General features: G+C 46.7%; 18 protein-coding genes. 15 read left to right on the top strand and 3 right to left on the bottom strand.

The window, feature by feature from the left end; genetic code table 11:
* Window positions 1-41 precede the first annotated feature (41 nt).
* From H2R00_RS13215 to H2R00_RS13195, 5 genes are all read left to right on the top strand, one after another.
* Entirely contained in the window at window positions 42-1,223 is a 1,182-nt protein-coding gene (locus H2R00_RS13215) for an HpcH/HpaI aldolase/citrate lyase family protein (RefSeq protein ID WP_154998094.1), read from the top strand.
* Window positions 1,224-1,364: 141 nt separating this feature from the next.
* Window positions 1,365-1,586, top strand: a complete 222-nt coding sequence (locus tag H2R00_RS13210; protein WP_003178729.1) for a helix-turn-helix domain-containing protein — start codon at window positions 1,365-1,367, stop codon at window positions 1,584-1,586.
* Window positions 1,587-1,591: 5 nt separating this feature from the next.
* Window positions 1,592-3,196: a YceG family protein gene (locus H2R00_RS13205; RefSeq protein WP_182069386.1), complete on the top strand. Its 1,605-nt coding sequence runs from the start codon at window positions 1,592-1,594 to the stop codon at window positions 3,194-3,196.
* 16 nt (window positions 3,197-3,212) lie between these two features.
* Window positions 3,213-4,307, top strand: coding sequence for a toxic anion resistance protein (locus tag H2R00_RS13200; RefSeq protein ID WP_154998098.1), 1,095 nt, complete (start codon window positions 3,213-3,215; stop codon window positions 4,305-4,307).
* 147 nt (window positions 4,308-4,454) lie between these two features.
* Window positions 4,455-5,156, top strand: coding sequence for a cytochrome c biogenesis CcdA family protein (locus tag H2R00_RS13195; RefSeq protein WP_154998101.1), 702 nt, complete (start codon window positions 4,455-4,457; stop codon window positions 5,154-5,156).
* A 19-nt stretch (window positions 5,157-5,175) separates the two neighbouring features.
* On the opposite strand, the gene H2R00_RS13190 is transcribed toward H2R00_RS13195, so the two are convergent.
* Window positions 5,176-5,862, bottom strand: a complete 687-nt coding sequence (locus H2R00_RS13190; RefSeq protein WP_182069385.1) for a CPBP family intramembrane glutamic endopeptidase — start codon at window positions 5,860-5,862, stop codon at window positions 5,176-5,178.
* 83 nt (window positions 5,863-5,945) lie between these two features.
* On the opposite strand from H2R00_RS13190, the gene H2R00_RS13185 reads away from it, so the two are divergent.
* Window positions 5,946-6,686, top strand: coding sequence for a MerR family transcriptional regulator (locus H2R00_RS13185; protein ID WP_182069384.1), 741 nt, complete (start codon window positions 5,946-5,948; stop codon window positions 6,684-6,686).
* A 104-nt stretch (window positions 6,687-6,790) separates the two neighbouring features.
* Here H2R00_RS13185 and H2R00_RS13180 read toward each other — a convergent pair whose 3' ends face one another.
* Complete coding sequence (locus H2R00_RS13180; protein WP_154996943.1) at window positions 6,791-7,996, bottom strand: nitrate/nitrite transporter; 1,206 nt, start codon at window positions 7,994-7,996, stop codon at window positions 6,791-6,793.
* A 448-nt stretch (window positions 7,997-8,444) separates the two neighbouring features.
* Here H2R00_RS13180 and H2R00_RS13175 point away from each other — a divergent pair, with 448 nt between their 5' ends.
* From H2R00_RS13175 to H2R00_RS13165, 3 genes are all read left to right on the top strand, one after another.
* Window positions 8,445-9,404, top strand: coding sequence for an L-lactate dehydrogenase (locus H2R00_RS13175; protein WP_154996945.1), 960 nt, complete (start codon window positions 8,445-8,447; stop codon window positions 9,402-9,404).
* A gap of 50 nt (window positions 9,405-9,454) precedes the next feature.
* On the top strand, window positions 9,455-11,077 hold the full coding sequence (locus H2R00_RS13170) for an L-lactate permease (protein WP_154996981.1): 1,623 nt from the start codon (window positions 9,455-9,457) through the stop codon (window positions 11,075-11,077).
* Window positions 11,078-11,186: 109 nt separating this feature from the next.
* Window positions 11,187-11,825, top strand: coding sequence for a LysE family translocator (locus H2R00_RS13165; RefSeq protein ID WP_244958334.1), 639 nt, complete (start codon window positions 11,187-11,189; stop codon window positions 11,823-11,825).
* Here the strand turns inward: H2R00_RS13165 and H2R00_RS13160 are convergent, their stop codons facing one another.
* Window positions 11,826-13,160 (bottom strand): amino acid permease, encoded by a 1,335-nt coding sequence (locus H2R00_RS13160; protein WP_154996949.1) that lies wholly within the window; start codon window positions 13,158-13,160, stop codon window positions 11,826-11,828.
* Between the two features lie 167 nt (window positions 13,161-13,327).
* Between H2R00_RS13160 and nadE the strand changes: the two genes are divergently transcribed.
* The 6 genes from nadE to putP all read left to right on the top strand — a co-directional run bounded on the left by nadE (window position 13,328) and on the right by putP (window position 20,294).
* Window positions 13,328-14,146, top strand: coding sequence for an NAD(+) synthase (nadE, locus tag H2R00_RS13155; RefSeq protein ID WP_182069383.1), 819 nt, complete (start codon window positions 13,328-13,330; stop codon window positions 14,144-14,146).
* Window positions 14,147-14,268: 122 nt separating this feature from the next.
* Entirely contained in the window at window positions 14,269-14,793 is a 525-nt protein-coding gene (locus H2R00_RS13150) for a shikimate kinase (RefSeq protein ID WP_182069382.1), read from the top strand.
* A gap of 301 nt (window positions 14,794-15,094) precedes the next feature.
* Entirely contained in the window at window positions 15,095-15,865 is a 771-nt protein-coding gene (locus H2R00_RS13145) for a nucleotidyltransferase domain-containing protein (protein ID WP_182069381.1), read from the top strand.
* A gap of 365 nt (window positions 15,866-16,230) precedes the next feature.
* Window positions 16,231-17,142, top strand: coding sequence for a proline dehydrogenase family protein (locus H2R00_RS13140; RefSeq protein ID WP_182071080.1), 912 nt, complete (start codon window positions 16,231-16,233; stop codon window positions 17,140-17,142).
* 23 nt (window positions 17,143-17,165) lie between these two features.
* A complete protein-coding gene (gene pruA / locus H2R00_RS13135) occupies window positions 17,166-18,716 on the top strand; it encodes an L-glutamate gamma-semialdehyde dehydrogenase (RefSeq protein WP_075753795.1) in 1,551 nt (516 codons plus the stop codon).
* Window positions 18,717-18,878: 162 nt separating this feature from the next.
* Entirely contained in the window at window positions 18,879-20,294 is a 1,416-nt protein-coding gene (gene putP, locus H2R00_RS13130) for a sodium/proline symporter PutP (RefSeq protein ID WP_234113134.1), read from the top strand.
* Window positions 20,295-20,426: the final 132 nt, after the last annotated feature.

Raw genomic sequence — 20,426 nt, 5'->3', positions numbered from 1 at the left:
TCAAAGGGGTGTATGATTCCTATTCAAAGAAGGTGACCCATATGCAATACTTTGATTTTTTATCCGCCTCTCAAAAAGAAGATGTCTTTTTCAAACTGCCGGGCTCGGTTACAAAAGACTCTCCGAAGCACATTCTGGAGTATGCGCTTGGAGCTGCGCTTTATGTTCCGGGGAACCGAAAAGATATAGCAGATGTCATGATCAATAACAAGTATCCTGAACTGTGCTCGGTCGTTTTTTGCCTTGAAGATTCGATCGGCGATTGTGAGGTTCTTCAGGCTGAAAACAATCTTGTCAGTCAGGCCGATATGATTTACCAGGCGCAAAAACTGCAAAACATCAGCAGCGATGTGTTGCCGCTAATGTTTATCCGGGTGCGGGAACCGGAGCAAATGCTCGAATTGGGCAACAAGCTCGGCCGCGCGCTTCACTTGTTTACCGGATTCGTATTTCCGAAGTTTTCGATGTTGAATGCAGAGCACTACCTTGATACTTTAACGAAACTATCGCAAGAATCCGGCATTGTGCTGTACGGAATGCCGATCTTTGAGACACCCGATCTGCTGGCAATGGAAACGAGGGCAAAGGCGCTGCAGGAATTAAAATCAACGCTGGGCTTTTATCAGGATATCATTCTGAATATCAGGATCGGCGCGACTGATTTGTGCGGTCTGTACGGGTTAAGAAGAAAACCGGAAACGCCGATTTATGACATTTTGGTCATCTCTGATTTCATCAAAGATATCGTCAATTATTTTGGCTTGCAATTCGTGATTTCGGGGCCTGTCTGGGAGTACTTTGAAGATGCTTCGCGAACGGTCCCGCCTTTCGCGCCGAATTGGGCTGAGGCGGGGGAACCTTCGCTTGTGATCAATCGGTATATGGACGGATTGATCAATGAAACGCTTCTTGACCTGGCCAACGGCATTCACGGCAAGAGCGTGATTCATCCGTCACAAATAAAAGCGGTCCAAAGCCTGCACGTCATATCAATGGAGGATTATCTGGATGCCCTGAGCATCGTCGAAAGTGCCGACGGCACCCGCGGCGTTGTAAAAAGTTCTTTCTCAAATAAAATGATCGAAATCAAGCCGTACCTTAGTTGGGCCAAAAAAATATTATTAAAGGCTGAAATCTACGGGGTATATCATGGAAACCGCAGCTATACGGACATACTTAGAGCGTCCAAACCGCTTTCAAATCTTGGATCATTCGGGAGGTAGTCTGGGACGGGTGATTGGAAAGGGGCAAAACGCTTAAAAGATCAGTTCCTCTACTGTAAAAGAGCCGCACTACCACCATGATCTCTAAAGCAGACATTGTGAATTCAAGAGAAAACAAATGAAATTTTAGGATGAACAGCCATGATGAAAATAGTCGATCTCACGAGTAGCGAGATTCTAAGTTCTCAGCAGGCTTGTGAAGAGTGGGGGATTGATTCGTCTACGCTTCGAAAGAGAGCGCATGACTTTCCTGCAGGAACAATCAGAAAGTTCGGGACAACCTATGCCGTGACAAGAGCGGGCATGTGTGCCGTATTTGGACGGAAGAGTGATACTGACTCAGAAGAAAGGGGAGACGGCTGAGCGCTATGAATCAAGAGATTAATATTCAAAACGCCCTGGTCAATGATGATGAATGGAAGCAGATCATCAAGAAGCCGCTGCCGGAGAGAACCCCGTATGAAAAAAACGGACATCTGACGATAAGCCGTTTGGCGGGACGGATTCTCGGAACGCCGCCCGATGAAACGGATTACTACATATATCTCCATGAGCTGTATGCATCCGGTGATGTGCATGTGTTAAGCGAGACACTTGATAAAACCATTTCTCCGGAAAGGTTTCAGGCCATACAGCGCATCCATATGGTCAATCAGAAAGAAAAAGGGCTTTCCGTCAATCGGTTTGCCGCTTTTCTCGACGGGGAGCAGCTGATTCCTAAGCACCCTGACGCCGCTATGCACCGGCATTTAAGAAAGGCGCTTATCGAAGTGCTGCAGATGTTTCAGTCCTTTCATGAAAAAGGATTGAACGATCCGGATTTTCGCCGTGTCCTCCTCGACCTTGTCAAATGGATGGGCAACCATTTGGAGAAGTGGCTGAAAGGGGCCGACTGCGAAAGTGCGATGCCGAAAGTGGTTTGGTACGGGGACACGACAAAAAGCCACCGGTATTTTTTATACTATTTGATGCTTGTCGGATGTGATGTGCTGCTGTTTCATCCGGAGGGAAAAGACGAATTTCGCCAGCTTGATCCCGAACAAAAACTTTCTTTTGTCTTCACATACCCGGGAACGTCTCCATTAGAGCCGTTCCCGACTGAAAAGCCCCAGCGCAAATCAACGGTGGCGTACCGTTCCGCCAAGGAGCTGGATACTGTTCTGCACAATGAGGATTCGCTGATGTACAAACCTTGGCAGTTCAGGGAGCATACTCCAGTCTCTGTGACTTTGAAGACCACGTATGATGAACTGTTTTTAATTGCGAAGGAACGCGCCTTTATCAGACCCAATTTTCAGGCGTCTCAAGCAACGGTCAACATTCCGAACTTATTCGCGATGGTCATGGGCGTCTCCAGCAATGAAAAAGAGTACTGGGACCGTCTGCAGACACTGACGGAGTATAAGGAGTCGCATACGATCCGGCGCTACCCGTTTACAAAGGAAGAGACGTCGAATTATCAATTCCATTACAGCCATGCGCTTGATCAAACGGGGATGATCGATCCAGGCCGTTTAATGGAGAGCAATATATGGCGCTACAAACATTTGCCTGAGGGAGTTCAGCGCGGCATTGCCGAAGCGATTTCCAGGATGTGCAAAAGTCCAAAGATGGTGGCCTTGAACAATGAAAAGACAGCTGATGTGCAGCTGTATTTGTTTACTCAGGCGGTACAGCTTCCGGCAGCGCTTTTGAACATGATTCAGACATTTGACTATTCACAGACAGTACCGAAGCTGATCTTGTATCACACTGAACAGACGGGAACACTCACCCGGTCGGACGCGGCCGCCTTGCTTTTGTTAAATGAAATCGGCATTGACATCATCATCTATAATCCGCCGGGCCATAAGTGTATTGACCACCATATCGACGGACAGCATTTTGATACCCATTGGCTTGATGAAATGTCCTTCAACCAGGAGTTTAAAGAGCCGTCAATCGTCCGGAAGTTCATCAATAAAATTTTTTAAGGAGGGGGCCATTCTGATGGCAAATCCAAATGAAACAAGCATCGTCAATATCAGCAAAGAGGAAGAGATCACGGTTGAAAAAGCCGAGGACATCCGTGCCAAACTCCGGCAGGAGCCTGATGTGCAAGCTCTCGCTCGGCAAATTGACGTGAAAAACCAAGTGGAGCTTTTAGAATTCGGAAAGGAGCCCGCACTTGAAATATCCAAGTTCTCCGACCGCATTCTTTCCATGATGAGAACGAACAGTGTGACAGATTCAGGTGCGATGTTGACGCAGCTCGGAAAAATCATGGACCGCTTTGACAAGAATGACTTTGAAGAACAGAAAGGTCTGCTCTCCAAATTGTTTAAGCGCGGCAACAGCATGATCGAGAAAATATTTAAAAAATATCAAACGCTCGGCGGAGAAATCGAAAAAATCAACATTGAAATTTCGAAATATAAAGATGAAATGACAAAATCAACCGTGACGCTTGATGAAATGTATGAAAGCAATCTCCATTACTATGTGGAGCTGGAGAAATACGTTGTAGCCGGCCAGATGAAAATAGAAGAATTGCAGCAGCTCATCCCTGAATATGAAGCGAAAGCGGCAAGCGGGAACCAGATGGCGCAGATGGAGCTTGATACGCTTCGAAACGGCATTCAAGCGCTGGAAGAACGGGTGTATGATCTCGATATGGCCCGGATGGTCGCGATTCAAACCGCGCCGCAAATCCGCCTGCTCCAGCGCGGAAACACAAAGCTGATCGGGAAAATCAACTCGGCATTCATCATTACGATTCCGATTTTTAAAAATGGCATCATCCAGGCTGTTACCGCCAAGCGCCAAAAGCTTGTCGCCGATTCAATGAGCGAACTCGACCGCCGCACAAACGAAATGCTGAAGCGGAACGCTGAAAATATTTCAAGCCAGTCCGTCGAAATTGCAAGAATGTCCGGAAGACCGAGCATCGATATTGAAACGATCGAACAATCTTGGAATACGATTGTCAAAGGCATGCAGGAGACGAAGCAGATTGAAGATGAGAACAAACGTCTGCGCGAAGAAGGGGCAAAACGCATATTGGAACTTCAGGACAATATGAAAAAAGCCGCTATAAACGGTTAAAAAAATAAAGAAGCCGCCCCCCAAATCAGCTGGCGGCGGCTTCAAATATACAAAAAATCACCGCCATGATAGGCGGTTTTTTATGTTATGCTAGAGTAAGAGAATCGCATGGTAAAAAATATATAAACATGAAGGGGATGGAAGTATATGACCGCTTTATGGCTGGCATTCGGCGGCGGTTTCCTGTCGTTTATTTCTCCTTGCTGCCTGCCTTTGTATCCATCATTTATTTCGTACATTACCGGGATTTCGGTCAGCGAATTGAAAAACCGAAATGCAAAGCGTATCAAACAGTTGGTGATGATTCACGCGGCGGCTTTTTTGGCCGGTTTTTCTGTGATCTTTTACATATTGGGTTTCTCCGCCAGCTCGTTTGGCCTGCTGTTTTTGCAATACCATAACTTGATCCGCATGCTGGGCGGGATATTTGTCGTCGTCATGGGCCTGTTCTTACTCGGTGTTTTCCGGCCGGCTTTCATGATGAAGGAGCGGCGCTTTTCGTTTAGAAAGGGAAAAATAGGCTTGCTGAATTCAATGCTGGTCGGAATGATTTTTGCGGCGGGCTGGACGCCGTGCATCGGTCCTATATTCGGAACGATCGCATATGCAAATTTTCAGAACCCTGATTTTGGGAGCGCATTCATGATGATTACCGCATATTCTTTAGGCTTTGCCATTCCTTTTTTGCTCATGGCGTTTTTTATCGGAAACATCAGGCCGCTTATGAAATATTCGAATATGCTCATGAAAGTGGGAGGCGCGCTGATGATCGTCATCGGCATCCTGCTTTATACGGACAACATGATATGGATTAATATCTGGTATTCGAATTTGACGAATCTATTTTGAAAAACTTCCGCATGCTGCATTATGTGAGTAAGATTGTGAGAAACAGCAAAATCGCGTTAAATAAACTATGGATGATCATCGCAGGTATAATCGAGCGTGTTTTTTCGTATGTCCAGGCAAACACAAGCCCTGTTCCAAAGTTAACGGCCAGGGTGTTATATGTGGGGATGTGAGCGATCATAAAGAGAGCGCTGCTTGCAACAAGTGCCCATACAACCCCGAATTCAGCGCGGAACCAGCGGTAAAGAAAGCCGCGGTAAAACAATTCTTCGTAGATGGGAGAAACGATGCAGGCAGAAGCGAAAGACATTGCAATGTTCAACCATGAAGGATCGGCAGTGATCGTTTTTGTTTTTGTATTTTCGTAGCTTACCCCGAACCAAGTCAGGATTTCCATAACGGCAAACGTCATCACGATAAAAAAAACCGTCCATCCCGCTATATGAATCAAGTATGCAGGGGCGAACCGGGAGATTCCGATTTCCCGCCAGGACAGGCGGTCCGGCTTTAAGGCGATATAGTACAGGCTTAGAATAAAAACGGCCGCCATTGCAATACTCATCAATATAGCTGAAGGCATGCCTTCGCCTAAAAGCAGATCCAAAGCATTCTTTAATAAATATTCAATGAAAATCGGAACAGCTGCAAAGGCGATCAAAAACAAGCAAACCCGCTGCTTTTTGTTCCAAGGATTTTTCCATTCCATTACAAAACCCTCCTATTTTTGAGATAAAATTATTTTAAATAGTGACGTAACGTAATCTTCAAGCGCTATGTTAGGAGGGAGATATGGTGAAAGAAGAACTGACAACCGGGCGGGTGGCGAAGATGATGGGGATATCCGTAAGGACGCTCCGCTATTACGATCAAATCGGTTTATTAAAACCGAGCACAACACTGCCAAATGGGCGCAGGCAATATTCGAAGGAAGATATGTTAGAGCTCGAAAAAATTATGATCTTGAAATCTGCTCAATTTTCATTGGAACATATCAAAACGTTAAGGGATCAATTGGATACCATCAGTATCATTGAAATGCATAAAAGGCGCCTGCACTCGGAGATCGAACAGCTGACGAAGAGCCTGCAGCATACAAACACTTTGCTGAACATGTATCAAATCGAAGGAAGCTTAAGCTGGGAAGCCCTTCTCAAGCTCGTCAGACAGCCCCGGCATAAACCATGGAAGGAATCGTTCTCTGAAGAGGAAGCTGAGATTTTAGCAGAAAGGCTTCCGAAGGCGGAGAATGACGATTTCATCACAAAGCAATGGCTCTCCATTATCAAGCGGATTAAGCTGTGTTTAAAAAAAGAGGTACCGCCTGAGTCTGAATGGGGAAAGCAAATTGCGGAGGATATCATGTGCCTGTCTGATCATTCATTTAAGGGACATAAGGATTTAGTTGATCGATTTTGGGAGGTTCGTAAATCTGAAGAGCCAAACGGGCTTTATCCACTCGACAGCGGGATTCTGGAATTCGCGGAGAAAGCGCTTGAATCTGCATCTAATCATTCAGGAAGATCAGGGTGACTCTTCACATGAACGTCCAATCGTCATGTCCGGACTGGATAACAAAAAGATCAAACAAGCTTTGCCGAATAGAAAACCGCCCGAACAGAATCGGGCGGCTCCCCTTAAATCCGGATTGATTTCTCCTCGGCTTTCCACTGTTTTTTCCATCCGGCCTGAGCAAACAAAAGCAGTCCGAGTGCCAAAAATGCGATAACGGTGAAGGTGAGGAATCCGCTTGAATACGTACCTGTGATTTGCTTCAGCGTTCCGAGGATATTCGGGAGGAAGAATCCGCCGATTCCTCCCGCAGCACCGACGATCCCCGTCACCATCCCGATCTCTTGTTGAAATCGCTGCGGTACAAGCTGGAATATCGCGCCGTTCCCCATTCCGAGGCAGCCCATGCCGACAAATAATGCGGCCGTAACAACGCCAAGAGGCGGGAGCATGCTGACCGAGAACATGCACAGAGCCACTCCGATAAAGAGAAACTGCAGCAGACGCACGCCGCCGATTTTATCGGCAATCAACCCGCCGACAGGGCGGAGGCAGCTTCCGGATGCAACGACAAGCGTGACAAATTCGCCGGCTCTTACCGCCGGAACGGCATACTGGGATGCAAAAAAGTAGCTTAGAAAGTTGGACAAGCCGACAAAACCCCCGAATGTCACGCTGTAGAGAAGGCAAAAATACCAAGTGTCCCTTTCTTTGAAAACGGCAAAATAGTCTTTAAGCGGTTTAGGCGCCGGCTGATTCGGAGGTTCTTTAGCCATAAGGAAATAGCTGAATAACACGAGGGTTAAAGGAATCAGTGCCAGTCCCATGACACCGTTCCAGCCCACTTGCTCCGCAAGGCGAGGGCCGAATAGCGTAGCAAGCAGTGTTCCGCTGTTTCCCGCCCCGGCGATTCCCATGGCAAGACCTTGCAAGTGCGGCGGATACCAGCGGCTCGCCATAGGAAGGGATGCGGAAAAGCTTGCGCCTGCCACACCGAGTAGAATTCCGATGATAAACAGCTCGGCGACCGATGAACCGAACTGCCACCCCCATATCAGCGGAATCATCGTCACCAGCATTCCGCCAATGGCCGTCTTTTTCGGTCCGAAACGGTCGGTTAAAATGCCGAGTACAATCCGGAAAAACGATCCGGCCAAAGTAGGTATGGCGACGATCAATCCGACCTGAGAAGGCGATAAATCAAAATCAGCCGTAATATAAACACCAAGCGCCCCCAGCAACACCCAAATCATAAAGCTGACATCGAAATATAAAAAAGATGACAACAAGGAAGGCGCGTGTCCGCTCTTCCTCAAATCCGCCAATTTCAATTGCAACACTCCCCATCCGATAGATTCTAGAATTTATCATGACAAAATTGATTAGGGTTGGCAGTATTTTTGTAAGCTTTACTAACAAACTAAAAGATTGAATATTTAAAATGTTAATTTGGATAGCACCATAGCCGGCGATGATTGAATTCTGCTGAAGATTAGAGGTGTTATGACTGCTGAAAATGGGAAAGTTATATTGGTATGGGCCTGATGCACTCGCAGATAAAGCCGTCTTTTGCAACACGTTTATCAATTTTTCTTTAGCCATAAGGCATATTTTTACCAGAAAATGTACAAATTTAAGGAAGAAATATGTGGAGACACAAAATAGACATAAATTAAAATGTATATCACTTGAAAAAGTATGTGAAGTATTGCACAATATGAATGTGAAGAATTTCACAAACAACTCAGTTTAAAACAAACGGCAAAGGAATGATGAGTCATGAGAAACCAAAAAGTCAACCGTACAGTATTGATCGGTGCGGGTTTTGTTGGAAGCAGTTATGCATTTACGTTAATTAACCAAGGTATCACAGACGAACTTGTGATCATTGATTTAAATAAAGACAAAGCAATGGGCGATGTCATGGATTTAAACCACGGTAAAGCATTTGCCCCGCATCCTGTGAAAACATGGTACGGCACATATGAGGACTGCAAAGACGCCGATATTGTCTGCGTATGCGCTGGAGCGAACCAAAAGCCGGGTGAAACCCGCCTGGATCTCGTCGAGAAAAACTTGAGAATTTTCAAAGGAATCATCGGAGAAGTCATGGCCAGCGGTTTTGACGGCATCTTCCTCGTCGCTACAAACCCGGTCGACATCTTGACTTATGCGACTTGGAAATTCAGCGGCCTTCCGAAAGAACGCGTCATCGGAAGCGGTACAACACTTGACACTGCCCGTTTCCGCTACTTGCTCAGCGAGTATTTCGGTGTCGCTGCCCACAATGCGCACGGCTATATTATTGGTGAACACGGAGATACGGAGCTGCCTGTCTGGAGTCATGCGAATATCGGAGGAGTTCCCGTCAGCGACTTGCTGAAAAGAAATGAGAAATACAAAGCGGAAGATCTTGATGAACTGTTTGACAATGTAAAAAACGCCGCTTACCACATTATCGAGAAAAAAGGTGCGACATACTACGGAGTTGCCATGAGCCTCGCGCGTATTACGAAAGCGATTTACCGCAATGAAGAAGCGATTTTGACCGTGAGCGCTCATCTTGATGGTGAATTTGGAGAAAATGATGTTTATATCGGAGTTCCGGCGGTTGTCGGCCGATGCGGAGCTAAGGAAATTGTTGAGCTCGACCTGAATGAAAAGGAAAAACAACAATTCAAGCATAGCGCAGGTGTGTTAAAAGCAATTTTAAAACCGCATTTTGAATTGCAGGCGTAACTGAACATCATGAAGATACTGAACATCATGAAGATTGCGAGATGATGAAAATGTGGCAGCAGATATACGATCCGTTTGGGAATCTGTTTATAAGCGCTTTTGCCGCCATTCTGCCGATTCTTTTCTTTCTCCTTGCATTGACCGTGTTGAAGATGAAAGGAATCATCGCGTCATTTTTGACGCTGGCGGTCAGCTTTATTGTAGCTGTGTTCTTTTTTCACATGCCAGCTGCAAAAGCTGTCTCCGCCGTTTTACTTGGAATTGCAAACGGCCTTTGGCCGATCGGATATATTGTCCTGATGGCTGTATGGCTTTACAAAATTTCCGTCAAAACCGGAAAGTTTAAAGTGATCAGAGCGAGCATTGCCGGGATTTCGTCTGACCAGCGGCTTCAGTTATTGCTGATCGGGTTCAGTTTTAACGCCTTTTTGGAAGGCGCGGCAGGCTTCGGTGTGCCGATTGCGATCAGCGCCGTTCTTCTTGTCGAGCTTGGTTTTAAACCTTTGAAAGCGGCATCCCTATGTTTAATTGCAAATGCGGCATCCGGCGCCTTTGGAGCCATCGGAATTCCGGTGATCACAGGAGCGCAGATGGGAGGCTTGACACCGGTTGAGCTTTCCAGAACGCTCGCTTTGATGCTGCCGGTCATTGCTTTCTTTGTCCCGTTCCTGCTCGTTTTCATATTGGACGGGTTTAAAGGAATAAGGGAAACGCTGCCGGCTCTTCTCGTATTAAGTGGAAGCTATACGGCGGTGCAGACTTTAACGATGATTGGATTGGGGCCGGAGCTTGCTGACATTTTGGCCGCTTTAATCAGCATGGGAGCGCTGGCGCTGTTTTTGAAAAAGTGGCAGCCGCGTCACATATACAGGGAAGCCGGGAATGAACATGAACCCGCTGAAAAATATCATGCAGCAGACATTATGAAAGCCTGGTCACCGTTTTATATCTTGACCGCCGTCATTGCGGTGTGGAGCCTCCCCGGTTTCAAAGGGCTTTTTCAGGAAGGCGGATTGCTGAAGCAAACGACGATTTTATTCAACATGCCTTTTCTTCACCGGGAAGTGCTGAAAACGCCGCCGATATCCCCGGAACCGGCACCGCTTGATGCCTTGATGAAGCTTGACCTCATTTCAGCGACGGGTACGGCGATACTGATCGCCGTGATCATCACGATTGTACTGAGCCGAAACATCAGTTTCCGCGGAGGACTCTCCAGTTTGAAAGAGACGGTCAAGGAACTGTGGCTCCCCGTTCTCACCATTTGCTTTGTGATGGGTTTTGCAAACTTGGCCAATTATGCCGGATTGAGTTCAACCATTGGACTGGCGCTCGCCAAAGCAGGGGATATTTTTCCATTCGTCAGTCCTGTATTGGGCTGGATCGGTGTCTTTATCACAGGTTCAGTCGTCAGCAACAATGCCTTATTCGGCCACCTGCAAGCAGTCACCGGCGCGCAAATCGGGACAAGTTCAGCTTTGCTGCTTGCCGCCAATACCGCGGGAGGCGTGATGGCCAAGCTGATCTCACCGCAGTCGATTGCGATTGCAACAGCCGCGGTTCAAGAGACAGGGCAGGAATCAAAGCTTTTCAGCCAAACCGTTAAATACAGCTTGATCCTGCTTTTCATCATTTGCATTTGGACGTTTGCACTTTCAAAGCTTGGCATATAAAGAAGAGCCTTTTCCCGCAATGGGAAAAGGCTTTTTAAGCTGTTTGTTCTATCATGTCCTCTTTTTGAATACATTGTACAAGTTATCCGCGGAAGGGGGACGAGATATGATAAACATCTTCCTGAGTTATGTGTTTTTGGGTTTGTCATTGGCCGCACCTGTCGGCCCTGTGAATGCGGCGCAGATCGACAGGGGCATGAAAGGCGGATTCTTTCATGCCTGGCTGTTTGGACTTGGCGCTGTGACGGCGGATGTCTTATATATGGCTTTAATCTACTTTGGAGTCGCTCAATTTTTGACAGCGCCATTCTTAAAAACGTTTTTATGGCTGTTTGGTTTTTTTGTTTTGACCTATACGGGGATCGAGAGTCTGGTCAAGGCGAAGGAAGTATCGCTGATGAGAGGTTCGGGAGAGAAAGGTTCATACCGCAAATCTTTCTTGTCTGGGCTGGTGATCTCCCTTTCAAACCCGTTAAGCATCATGTTTTGGCTCGGCATTTACGGAAGCATTTTGGCGAAAACGGTAGAGATGTACGAATCATACCAGCTGCTGATCTGCAGTTCAGGCATTTTAATCGGACTTTTTCTGTGGGACTTGGCCATGTCTTTTCTTGCAGGGACATTCAGAACATTTTTAAGCCCGCGGATGATCCAGGCAACGACTTGGCTCGCGGGCATCAGTCTGATTGTTTTCGGATGTTACTTTGGCTATCAGGGGATGCTCGAACTGCTGAAGGCGGGAGGCTGATTATGTCTGCCCGTTTTTCTCTTCCTGATGCGCCCACCTTTTTTTCATCAGCAACGTCACAGCAGCAATAACGGCAAGAAACAGAAGGCTCACAAAAAAACCGGGCCTGCTGTTTTTTTCAAATAACGTACCCGAAACGGCAAATAAAATCAGGACGAGTGCTGTGACAATCTGGACATTCCCTTTCATTTTCGGCTTTGTGAGCTTTTTGCTGGAAAGCAGGATGAACATCCAGTTATAGAGCAGCATTAAGCTGGCGGCCGTCGTCATGTGTTCATAAAGCTGCTTCGGCAAGAGCAGCGACAGGACGATGGAAGCAGCGAGAACGAGCACCGTCAAGCCGAGTGCCGGCCACGATACTTTCGCCTTTTCTTTTTTCGCAAAGCAGGCGGGAGCATCACCGTTTTTCGCCATTGTTCCCATCAGTGTGGTGACAGCAAACAAGGAAGCGGTCAGCGTTGAAAAACCGGCGATAATAAAAATGCCGTTGAAAATATCCATGATCAAATCGAGATGAAAGTCTTTTAATGACGTAATAAACGGGCTGTTCTGTTCGGTAAATGCCCCGCGGGGTACAAGGAGCATGGCCAGCCCGATCGATGCGACGTAGATCACAGCAAGGGTTATGAGCATCAGGCTGCCTGACTTTGATGAATCTTTCGGGTCTTTTAAGTGAATCGCCATCAGACCCATGACTTCGATTCCCCCATAGGCGTAAAATGTGTAAATCAACCCTGTCCACAACCCCATAAAGCCGAAAGGAAACAATTCGTGAACCCGGTCAGGGAACTGTACTTCAGGCGTTTTCCCGGGCAGCAGCCCGCACAATGCCAAGACAGCGATGATGATAAACATTAAGATGGCCGCCGTTTTCAACACGGCCAGTATGTTTTCCGTTTTTTCAAAACTGCTGCGCCCTGTGAAAATGACGATCAGTCCGAGAATCGCATAAATGGAAGCGAACACCCACAGCGGAATCTGGTTAAACCAATGGCGCGTGAACAGTGAAATCGCCGTCAACTGGCTCCCGATGATCAGCATTTCCGATGACCAGTAGACCCAGCCATTGCTAAACCCCGCCCAATTGCCGAAGGCCTCTCTGGCGTAAGAACAAAAAGACCCTTCAACAGGATGATCTGCCGTTAATTTCGCCAGCTGCTGAAAGACAAGAAAAGTGCCAAGGGCAGCAAGAAGAAAGGCGGCCAATACGGAAAAGCCGCTTTTCTTAATCGCGATGCTTGAGCCGAGAAAAAACCCGGTTCCAATTGTGCAGCCGACCCCGATCATGGACAGCTGCCACCATTTTAAATCTCCTTTTTTCGCTTGTTGTTTCATCGTTTCAACCCCTCTAATCTTCTTGTTATTTTGCCAGGGGGCACTGTTTTTATTCGCGAAGGGGGGAAGGTTCTTTGCGCACCTCAATATTCACTTTGAAATGGGACATATGCTATAGTTAAAGACATAATCATTACGGTTCATTCAGTCAAAAGGAGGAATGACGGATGACTTTACAAGAAAAAATCATGCAGGAACTGAATGTAAAGCCTTCTATCGAACCGAAACAGGAAATTGAAAAAAGGGTCGGTTTTTTAAAAAGCTATTTGAAAAAAACGGGTGCCAAAGGCTTTGTTTTAGGCATCAGCGGAGGACAGGACTCCACATTGGCGGGCAGGCTTACCCAGCTGGCTGTTGAAGAATTGAGAGAAGAAGGCGTTCAGGCGGAATTTATTGCGGTCCGCTTGCCTTACGGTGTTCAGCAGGATGAAGATGACGCTCAGCTGGCGCTGAAATTTATCCAGCCGGACAAGTCTTTTGCTTTTGACATTGCTTCAACTGTAGGCTCGTTTGCTGCTCAATATCAGGCAGTCACGGGAGAGTCGCTTGCCGATTTTCACAAAGGCAATGTAAAAGCGAGAGTCCGGATGATCACCCAATATGCGATCGGGGGTCAAAATCAGCTGCTGGTGATCGGAACAGATCATGCTGCAGAAGCTGTTACCGGATTTTTCACGAAATACGGAGACGGGGGCGCAGACCTTTTGCCGCTTACAGGACTGACAAAACGCCAGGGCAGAAGCCTGCTGGAAGAGCTGGGAGCGCCGGAGCGGCTTTATACGAAGTCCCCGACCGCCGATTTGCTTGATGAAAAACCTCAGCAATCCGATGAAACAGAGCTCGGCCTGACGTATGATAACATTGACGACTACCTTGAAGGAAAAGCCGTCTCCAGCGAGGTGGCAGAGGCCATCGAAAAACGCTATAAGGTATCCGAGCACAAACGCCAAGTCCCTGCTTCAATGTTTGACGACTGGTGGAAATAAGCAAAAAAGAGGCTGACTTCAGCCTCTTTTTTTATTAACAGGCACCCTATATCATTACAGATGGATTTGTCATATACTTAAGATATTTGATTCCTTTATGCAAGGAGGAGTAGAAGCTGGAAATGAATGTCGCAAATAATATTGTGCTGATCGGGTTTATGGGGGTCGGAAAAACAACCATCGGTCAGCTTGTGTCAAAGAAATTAGCCCGTGACTTTATCGATATCGACCACGAGATCGAAAAAGACTTTCAAATGACCATTCCGGAGATGTTTCAGCAAAAAGGGGAAGCGTTTTTCAGACAGACTGAAAAAGAATATATTTTTCAGATGTGCGAACATACAATGGGCAACATCGTGTCTTTAGGGGGCGGCGCTTTTCAACAGGAGGAAATCAGAAAGAAGTGCCTCGAACACTGCTTCGTCATCTTTCTTGATTTAACATGGGAGAATTGGAAGCAGCGGATGGATCTCTTAGTTGAAAACAGGCCGGTTCTTCATAACCGCACAATCGAAGAAATGAAACAGCTGTTCAATGAGAGAAAGAGCATCTATGCATTCCACCACTTAAAAGTGGAAACAGATAACCGGTCTGCCGAAGAAACGGCCGACTATATTGTGGAGATGCTAAAGCTTGGTCCATCTTAAACAAACGTTTAATTAAGCTGTTTTTGTTTAAATATACCGGAATAAGCAAAGAGCCAATGATCTGTCTGATCATTGGCTCTTTCCGTTATACGCATGGGATGAATGCCGGATTTTTCAGTCTTGTTTGACCGTTTGTCCATTTGATACATTATAGAGGCTCGGGATAGGCAGCACGTTTCGCCCCGCCGCCACTTCCCTGGATAAGATTTTTCTTGCTCTGCGGCCGCAAAAAAGTCGCTTATTGCCGGATCGGACACTATAATGTAAATAATAGAAACGATAGACTGGCGGTGCACATATCATGAAACAGCGAATTCAAGAAGAACTGAAAAACATTGAAGCAACATATGGTGTTAAAATCCTTTATGCGGTTGAATCGGGCAGCAGGGCATGGGGCTTTCCCTCGCAGGACAGTGATTACGACGTCAGATTTATTTATGTCCATCAAAAAGACTGGTATCTGTCAATTGATGCAAAGCGCGATGTGATTGAACTGCCGATTGACGATTATCTCGATATCAGCGGCTGGGAGCTGACAAAAGCGTTAAGACTGTTCCGGAAATCAAATCCTCCGCTCCTCGAATGGCTCTCTTCGGGAACCGTTTATTATGAAGCCTATTCGCTGGCAGAAAAAATGAGGCAGCTTAAAAGCCGCGCCTTTTCTCCAGTCTCCTGCATGTACCATTATCTCAATATGGCATCAGGGAATTTCCGAGACTACCTGCAGCGGGAAGAAGTGAAAATCAAAAAATATTTTTATGTACTCCGCCCGATTCTGGCGTGCCAGTGGATCGAAAGCCGCCGGACGGTTCCTCCGATTGAATTTCAGGATTTGCTTGACGAACTTATGGAAGCCGGACCGCTGAAAACGGAAATCCATCAGCTGCTTGAGAGGAAAAAGAAAGGGGAGGAGTTCAATCTTGAACCTCAAAACCCTATCCTCCACGCATTTATTAAGAGTGAATTGGAGCGGCTTCAGACGGTTGCCAAAGCATATAAAACGGATCATGAAGATCTGACGCAGGAGCTTGACCGGCTGTTTAGAGAAACGCTAGACGAGGTGTGGGCATAACATGATATTCCCTTTAAGTATTCTTAAAGGGTTTTTTCTTTGCATTCATAGGGAAATGGTTGAGTATAACGGAAAGCGTTTTCAAATTAAGCGGCGCGGAACGGCAGACAGGGCATTCGCAAAAACGGGTTCGCCGAAAACGCATCCTGTTCTTTACCGAAGTTTCTTCCTGATTCTATTGTCGTATACCATCCAAGTTTTAGGAAGAAAGTTTCTTAAAAAATCCCATGTAAAACATTGTGGAAAAACCACAAAAATCGTCAGCTTTTTTGTTTTTTCGAAATATTGTGAATCGGCCCTTAGCTCTTATAAAATTAAGAATATAAAGAAATATTTCATGAGATGGCGGGGTGTGAGTAATGGAAGTGATAACAAGAGACTTTTTCCTATTCTTATCTAAAAGCAGCATCCTGAATCGCCTGGCGAGAAATTGGGGGAGTTCCGTCGCGACCGGAAAAATTATCGGAGGAAAAGATTTTGAAGCTTCAATTCCGATTATTAAGGGGCTGAACGAACAAGGGTTGACTGTAACAGTTGATCATTTGGGCGAATTTGTAGACAGCAGGGAAGTCGCAAGGGAACGCACGCAGGAATGCATTCGGGCCATTCAGCTGATTGCTCAGGAACAGCTTAATTCACATGTTTCATTAAAGATGACGTCACTGGGACTCGATATTGACCTTGACCTTGTCAGGGATAATATGACCAGCATTCTGGAATGTGCCGAACAGCACCAAGTGATGGTCACAATCGATATGGAAGATGAAGTGCGCTGCCAAAAGACGCTTGACCTCTTTAAGGAGTTCAGGCAGAAATACGAGTATGTCAGTACTGTCCTGCAGGCCTACTTGTACCGGACCGAACAGGATTTGGAGGAGCTTAATCCGTATAATCCGTTTTTCCGTCTTGTGAAGGGAGCTTATAAAGAATCGCCACAAGTGGCGTTTCCTGACAAAAAAGATGTGGATGAGAATTACAAAAAGCTCATTAAAAAGCAGCTGCTGAGCGGCCATTACACAGCCATCGCAACTCATGACGACAAGATGATTGATTACACCAAAGAAATTGCGAAAGAGCATCAAATCGGCAAAGACCGCTTCGAGTTTCAAATGCTGTACGGGATGCGCAACAAAACTCAGCTGGAACTGGTGAACGAAGGCTACAATATGCGCGTGTATCTTCCTTACGGAGACGACTGGTACGGATACTTTATGAGACGGCTTGCCGAGCGGCCTGCCAACATCGCTTTTGCGTTTAAAGGCATGACGAAGAAATAAAACGATAAAAAGGGGAGATTAGCATGACAACACCTTACAAACACGAACCATTTACAAATTTCGGGATCGAAGAAAACCGGAAGGCATTCGAAAAAGCTCTGGAAACGGTAAATAACGAATGGCTGGGTCAGTCCTATCCTCTTGTTATCGATGGAGAAAGGTATGAAACGGAAGACAAGATCGTATCGATCAATCCTGCAAACAAAGAAGAAGTTGTAGGGACGGTATCCAAGGCTACTCAGGATCATGCGGAAAAGGCCATTCAGGCGGCTGCGAAAGCGTTTGAAACTTGGAGATACACAGATCCTGAAGAAAGAGCGGCTGTTTTGTTCCGCGCGGCTGCCAATGTGCGCCGCAAAAAGCATGAGTTCTCTGCGCTTCTAGTTAAAGAAGCAGGAAAACCTTGGAATGAAGCGGATGCGGATACGGCAGAAGCGATCGATTTTATGGAATATTATGCGCGGCAAATGATTGAGCTTGCGAAAGGAAAGCCGGTTAACAGCCGTGAAGGCGAACGAAATCAATATGTGTACACACCGACTGGTGTTACGGTTGTTATTCCGCCTTGGAACTTCCTGTTCGCGATCATGGCCGGAACGACGGTTGCGCCGATCGTGACAGGAAACACGGTTGTTCTGAAGCCTGCAAGCGCAGCGCCTGTCATTGCTGCCAAGTTCGTTGAAGTGCTTGAAGAAAGCGGTCTTCCAAAAGGAGTAGTCAACTTCGTCCCTGGAAGCGGAGCTGAAGTCGGGGATTACCTGGTGGATCATCCGAAAACAAGCATCATTACGTTTACCGGTTCAAGGGAAGTCGGAACGCGCATTTTTGAGCGTGCAGCGAAGGTTCAGCCTGGTCAGACACACTTAAAACAAGTGATTGCTGAGATGGGCGGAAAAGATACGGTTGTCGTTGATGAAGACTGCGATATTGAATTGGCTGCACAATCAATTTTCACATCTGCCTTCGGCTTTGCAGGCCAAAAATGTTCAGCAGGTTCACGGGCTGTCGTGCATGAAAAGGTATATGACGAAGTATTGAAGCGCGTGATCGAAATTACGGAGTCCAAGAAAGTCGGAGAGCCTGACAGCGCGGACGTTTACATGGGACCTGTCATCGACCAGGCATCCTTTAACAAAATCATGGACTATATCGAAATCGGAAAAGAAGAAGGCCGCTTAGTCAGCGGAGGAAAAGGCGATGATTCAAAAGGCTACTTCATCGATCCGACGATCTTTGCCGATCTAGATCCGAAAGCTCGGTTAATGCAGGAAGAAATTTTCGGACCTGTTGTTGCTTTCTCAAAAGTCAGCAGCTTTGATGAGGCGCTGGAAGTTGCCAACAACACCGAATACGGCCTGACAGGCGCGGTCATTACTAAAAACCGCGACCATATCAACAGGGCAAAACAAGAATTCCATGTCGGAAATCTGTATTTCAACCGCAACTGTACAGGGGCGATCGTCGGCTACCATCCGTTTGGCGGTTTCAAAATGTCGGGAACCGATTCTAAAGCGGGCGGACCTGATTATCTTGCGCTTCACATGCAGGCGAAAACGATCAGCGAAACGTTTTAAGGTGTAAGAAAAGGGGTTAAACAGGGGACGAAGGCAGCCTATGAAAGGCTGCCTTCAAAAAAAGAGAAATTAGTCTAAAAATTTAGATAAACGGCATCTTGGGGGGAGATTCTTATTCAGAACGTACAATTGATCATTTCCATCGTGATTTACATGGTAGGGATGCTTTATATTGGGTATTACGCTTACAAACGGACAGCAAACCTCTCAGACTATATGCTTGGCGGACGGACGCTCGGGCCTGCTGTCACGGCGCTTAGCGCCGGCGCATCAGACATGAGCGGCTGGCTTTTGATGGGGCTGCCGGGCGCCATGTTTGCAACAGGCCTGAGCGGTTCATGGATTGTCATCGGCCTTGTACTCGGCGCATGGGCGAACTGGATTTTTGTGGCGCCGCGTTTGAGGTCATACACCGAGGTAGCAGGCAATTCGATCACCATCCCTGCATTTTTAGAAAACCGCTTTCATGACAAATCAAAGATCCTGCGAATATTTTCCGGAGTCGTCATTATTACCTTTTTTACGTTTTATGTATCATCAGGAATGGTTTCCGGCGGCGTTTTATTTAACAGCATGTTTAATTTGGATTACCATACAGGGCTGTGGCTCATTTCGGGAGTCGTCGTGGCTTACACGCTTTTCGGCGGGTTTTTGGCAGTCAGCTGGACGGACTTTGTCCAGGGCATCATTATGTTTGTCGCGTTAATTCTTGTTCCGATTGTGACCGTCATTCAGACGGGAGGACCTGGAGAAGCCTTCAGCGAAATCCAGTCGATCGATCCAAACCTCCTCAATATTTTTAAAGGAACGAGTGTCCTCGGCATCATCTCCTTGTTCGCATGGGGCCTCGGCTACTTTGGACAGCCTCACATTATCGTGCGTTTTATGGCGATATCCTCTGTCAAGGAAACGAAGAAAGCGCGCCGGATCGGCATGGGATGGATGATCTTTTCAAGTGCGGGCGCACTTCTGACCGGATTGCTCGGTATTGCTTATTACTCAAAGAACGGGCTTCACTTGGATGATCCGGAAACCATCTTCATTCAATTGGGGAACATCTTGTTTCACCCTCTGATCACAGGCTTTTTAATCTCGGCGATTTTAGCAGCGGTTATGAGTACTATTTCCTCCCAGCTGCTAGTTACATCAAGTTCTCTAACTGAAGATTTATACAAAACACTATTTAAACGCTCTGCATCTGACAAAGAACTCGTCTTTTTCGGACGGCTTTCTGTTTTGGCGGTTTCCATTGTCGGACTCTGTCTCGCCTGGACGAAAAACAATACGATTCTCGGTCTTGTCAGCTATGCTTGGGCGGGTTTCGGCGCGTCGTTCGGCCCTGTGATCATCTTAAGTTTGTTTTGGAAAAGGATGACAAAATGGGGGGCGCTTGCCGGAATGGTTGCCGGAGCAGTTACCGTCATCATTTGGGCGGAAGCCGGGCTTTCCGATGTTCTTTATGAAATTATTCCGGGCTTTGCCGCCAGCTTGCTGTTTGTATTTGTCGTCAGTCTATTGACGTCAAAACCGGAGCAGCAGGTGCTTGATGAGTTCGAGCAATACAAACAAACACTGTAACGATGATGGAGATGGGGAACCATTCTCCGTCTCTCTTTTTATAGGCCTTCTCCCCCCCTTCTAACAGGGGATTGATCCCATTTTTTTAAAAGTCGCATATAAGTCTATACAAGAGTGTAAAGGAGAAGTATG

Source organism: Bacillus haynesii, assembly GCF_014042035.1.
Lineage (GTDB): Bacteria > Bacillota > Bacilli > Bacillales > Bacillaceae > Bacillus > Bacillus haynesii.
This window is presented reverse-complemented; position numbering and strand designations above follow the sequence as displayed.

Excerpts from the sequence above, each read along its gene's own strand:
- H2R00_RS13215 (WP_154998094.1), top strand. The coding sequence starts at position 42 with ATGCAATACTTTGATTTTTTATCCGCCTCTCAAAAAGAAGATGTCTTT.
- H2R00_RS13210 (WP_003178729.1), top strand. The coding sequence starts at position 1,365 with ATGATGAAAATAGTCGATCTCACGAGTAGCGAGATTCTAAGTTCTCAG.
- H2R00_RS13205 (WP_182069386.1), top strand. The coding sequence starts at position 1,592 with ATGAATCAAGAGATTAATATTCAAAACGCCCTGGTCAATGATGATGAA.
- H2R00_RS13200 (WP_154998098.1), top strand. The coding sequence starts at position 3,213 with ATGGCAAATCCAAATGAAACAAGCATCGTCAATATCAGCAAAGAGGAA.
- H2R00_RS13195 (WP_154998101.1), top strand. The coding sequence starts at position 4,455 with ATGACCGCTTTATGGCTGGCATTCGGCGGCGGTTTCCTGTCGTTTATT.
- H2R00_RS13190 (WP_182069385.1), bottom strand. The coding sequence starts at position 5,862 with ATGGAATGGAAAAATCCTTGGAACAAAAAGCAGCGGGTTTGCTTGTTT.
- H2R00_RS13185 (WP_182069384.1), top strand. The coding sequence starts at position 5,946 with ATGGTGAAAGAAGAACTGACAACCGGGCGGGTGGCGAAGATGATGGGG.
- H2R00_RS13175 (WP_154996945.1), top strand. The coding sequence starts at position 8,445 with ATGAGAAACCAAAAAGTCAACCGTACAGTATTGATCGGTGCGGGTTTT.
- H2R00_RS13170 (WP_154996981.1), top strand. The coding sequence starts at position 9,455 with ATGTGGCAGCAGATATACGATCCGTTTGGGAATCTGTTTATAAGCGCT.
- H2R00_RS13160 (WP_154996949.1), bottom strand. The coding sequence starts at position 13,160 with ATGAAACAACAAGCGAAAAAAGGAGATTTAAAATGGTGGCAGCTGTCC.
- nadE (WP_182069383.1), top strand. The coding sequence starts at position 13,328 with ATGACTTTACAAGAAAAAATCATGCAGGAACTGAATGTAAAGCCTTCT.
- H2R00_RS13150 (WP_182069382.1), top strand. The coding sequence starts at position 14,269 with ATGAATGTCGCAAATAATATTGTGCTGATCGGGTTTATGGGGGTCGGA.
- H2R00_RS13145 (WP_182069381.1), top strand. The coding sequence starts at position 15,095 with ATGAAACAGCGAATTCAAGAAGAACTGAAAAACATTGAAGCAACATAT.
- pruA (WP_075753795.1), top strand. The coding sequence starts at position 17,166 with ATGACAACACCTTACAAACACGAACCATTTACAAATTTCGGGATCGAA.
- putP (WP_234113134.1), top strand. The coding sequence starts at position 18,879 with ATGCTTTATATTGGGTATTACGCTTACAAACGGACAGCAAACCTCTCA.